This is a genomic window from Parashewanella curva, from assembly GCF_003675895.1.
GTDB classification, from domain to species: Bacteria; Pseudomonadota; Gammaproteobacteria; order Enterobacterales; family Shewanellaceae; genus Parashewanella; species Parashewanella curva.
In genome coordinates, this window is the sequence record NZ_ML014907.1 from 1 (window position 1) to 3,689 (window position 3,689).

General features: G+C 40.9%; 2 protein-coding genes. One reads left to right on the top strand and one right to left on the bottom strand.

Annotated elements, in window-relative coordinates:
• Nucleotides 1-485 precede the first annotated feature (485 nt).
• Nucleotides 486-1,535: a hypothetical protein gene (locus D5018_RS20975; RefSeq protein ID WP_121840921.1), complete on the top strand. Its 1,050-nt coding sequence runs from the start codon at nucleotides 486-488 to the stop codon at nucleotides 1,533-1,535.
• Between the two features lie 349 nt (nucleotides 1,536-1,884).
• On the opposite strand, the gene D5018_RS20980 is transcribed toward D5018_RS20975, so the two are convergent.
• On the bottom strand, nucleotides 1,885-3,648 hold the full coding sequence (locus tag D5018_RS20980) for a pentatricopeptide repeat-containing protein (RefSeq protein ID WP_121840922.1): 1,764 nt from the start codon (nucleotides 3,646-3,648) through the stop codon (nucleotides 1,885-1,887).
• Nucleotides 3,649-3,689: the final 41 nt, after the last annotated feature.

Consider the following 3,689-nt stretch of genomic DNA (forward strand, 5'->3'; position numbering starts at 1 on the left):
CTGTACTCGTTGTTAGAAGGGTACAAGAAGTTAGCAGTATAATTGGAACCGCCGTATGCGACATCGCTTGTACGGTGGTGTGAGAGGATGGGAGCCGTGAGGCTCCCTCCTACTCGATTGGCATTTATGGCGTTATGGACCTGTAGCGCAATCTCTTATCCGTTCTTTCTATACTGCGCTTTTTCAATAGATCGAATTAACGATTTTGTGGGAGAAATAATGTAGGCCGCTAGCGCATTAATGCCCCGAAATTGTTTAGATTAATAACTCTGCCGGTACCCATAATGAATGAGAGTTCAGAATCAATTATAAATCATCAGCAATAGTTATTTATAGATTTAGGTTAGGCTATTCATAATGCCTTTGAGCTTTAAACTATCGGATGGCAATGATTCTCTCGGAAATGACTAGGTTGATTTTCCTTAATTTAAAGTTATGAAAAAGAAAAAGCTATCCGATGTGTCTCATCATGATGGGGTGTGTATATGAGTGCAAATAATAATCAACCTTTAATGCCTGGCCACATTATGGCATGTCAATCAGCGCCAACTATCTGTAAGCCTCAAACATTCACTGTTGTGCAAGAGCAGCCACAAGTTTTAGAAGTCAATTCCAAAACGTTTATAGTCGGCCAAGTTCCCGAATATTGTACGGAAGGAGCATCATTTTATGAAACAAAACCGTGCGAATTCACTGTACCACCGCCTTCATACAGTAGCCTAGTAATTGAATGTCTAGAAAACAATTCCACGGAAAGTATTAGTGAAGCCCAAAAAAGTGAAGTTCCATTAAATCCAGTTACAGTTACTCAGCCTCAAAAAAGTCCATTTATTTTAGATGCTATAAAAATGAAGCAATTGGGAAAGCTAGAAATGAATGGTTGTACCTATAAAATTGCAAACAGTTTTTGCTGTAGAACTGCTGATATCACTTGTAAAAGTCTGTGTTTATTTTCGGCCTGTTTATTAGGAACTACATCAGTAATAGTCACTCCAGCAGCCATCACTGGAGCACTCTCGGTAAGTGGTACTGCGGCGATAGTTTTTTCCGCTCTAGGCTCTGGAGGGGGAAGCTTCTTTGGGTCTATATTGATAAGCACTGCATTAGGATTAACTTATAGGTATACATCTTATAGGTTAAATAAACCTGTTTTAGAGATTGCAAATAACTTGATGACTGAATTAAACCAATTGTTAAAACTAAAAGACGAAGCCGATTTCAAATTAGGTTTTTTACCAATAGCATTGCGGTCGAAGGGGGAAAAATATTCAATGCGTGACCCCATTGCGATAAAAAACTATAAATCGTTTATATCAGCTCGAGAATTTTTAATGGCGATAGTTAATGGGGAAAATTTGCCAAATGGAAAAGTAGCTACCTTTGATGAGTTTGTTCCCTGTGAGGAATACACGACAGCTCAAAAACATCAAATAGGTCATCTAATAAAATGTTTTGAACTGTATGATGCCGAAAAATATAATGAACTAAATCAATACTTAAAAGACATACCTGAAAAAGAATGTCTTGTGCCTTGAGGTGGGAAAAGAAAGCTAGCAATAAAATTCGAATCGAGCGGTTAATATACATAAATGGAAACTTAAATCTCCAAGACTTAAATTCCCCGCCGTTCGCTGCGGTTTGTAACCTGAAGAGATAACGTTAATATTTCTCTTTACAAAAGACTGAGCGAAACGAAGATAGCTTGCTGCGGTAATTATTCGTTCTATGAATTTGATGCATGATGTTTGTTTTTAGAGCTACTTTTTCTAATGCAATTTGTTGATGTGATGTTGAAAATCAAACTCATTATTGTCCGACATTAGTGAGACGGTGCTGAACGAAGGCTGACTCGGCTTTGCCCCGAAATGATTTAGAGCATTAACTTTAATGTTGTTCTATGATTATTACTCCCAAATTATTTACATGAACATTAGATTTTAAATTAAATTCACTTAAAAGAAATTGACTGAATTCGTCACGCAGTTTTTGACCTAAATTAAACCCAGTTACAATTCTCTTTATCTTTGACTCACCCTTTGTATAGTGATAACAAAATAATGCTTTTGCAAACGCCAATGGAACCGCACCGGGAGTTAAGTCTAGTTTGAATATTTTCTTAACATGAAAATCAAGTTGTCCATCAACTAAGCCTAAGCTCGGGTAATAAAGCCCTGCCTGAATACCCATATTCAGTATTTTTTCAAATTGGTCAAGATTTATTACAGCTAGATATGAATACGTTACATGATTAGCTTTAAGCCCCCAATCCGGTATGTATTTATCGACTAGCTCTAATGCTTCATCTAGTCGCTTATCTTTGGCACAAACCGTCAGGTAAGCATTACAAAGCGCAATGTTTGGCGTTAATCCCCATTGGGATAGCCAGCTGGGTTGGCCGTCGACGTCAAACAGTAATTGTTTTGCGGCCTCAAACTCACCACATTCAGCGCAAGCCACTAAGAAATTCGTAGCGGTTATCAGGTTAGGTTTAATTGGTGGCTCAGCATTAGGCCATCGCCGTTGCATATTGTTGGGACTGGCAACATTTAGAAATTCATACGCCTCGTTAAACTTCCCTGTTTTGGCACAAACCGTTAGGTAAGCATTACAACTCGCAATGTTTGGCGTTAATTCCCATTGGGATAGCCAGCTGGATTTGCCGTCGACGTCAAACAGCAATGGTTTTGCGGCCTCAAACTCACCACATTCAGCGCAAGCCACTAAGAAATTCATAGCGGTTATCAGGTCAGGTTTAATCGGTGGCTTCGCATTAGGCCATCGCTGTTGCATATTGTTGGGACTGGCAACATTTAGAAACTCATACGCCTCGTTAAACTTCCCTGTTTTGGCACAAACCGTTAGATAAGCATTACAACTCGCAATGTTTGGCGTTAATTCCCATTGGGATAGCCAGCTGGGTTGGCCGTCGACGCCAAACAGCAATTGTTTTGCGGCCTCAAACTCACCACATTCAGCGCAAGCCACTAAGAAATTCGTAGCGGTTATCAGGTCAGGTTTAATCGGTGGCTTCGCATTGGGCCATCGCCGTTGCATATTGTTGGGACTGGCAACATTTAGAAACTCATACGCCTCGTTAAACTTCCCTGTTTTGGCACAAACCGTTAGGTAAGCACTGCAAAGCGCAATGTCTGGCGTTAATCCCCATTGGGATAGCCAGCTGAATTTGCCGTCGACGTCAAACAGCAATTGTTTTGCGGCCTCAAACTCACCGCATTCAGCGCAAGCCACTAAGAAATTCGTAGCGGTTATCAGGTTAGGTTTTATCGGTGGCTCCGCATTAGGCCATCGCCGTTGCATATTGTTGGGACTGGCAACATTTAGAAACTCATACGCCTCGTTAAACTTCCCTGTTTTGGCACAAACCGTTAGGTAAGCACTGCAAAGCGCGATGTTTGGCGTTAATTCCCATTGGGATAGCCTGCTGGGTTGGACGTCGACGTCAAACAGCAATTGTTTTGCGGCCTCAAACTCACCGCATTCAGCGCAAGCCACTAAGAAATTCATAGCGGTTATCAGGTCAGGTTTAATCGGTGGCTTCGCATTAGGCCATCGCCGTTGCATATTGTTGGGACTGGCAACATTTAGAAACTCATAATCGCCGTTGCATATTGTTGGGACTGGCAACATTTAGAAACTCATACGCCTCGTTAAACTTCCCTGTTTTGGCA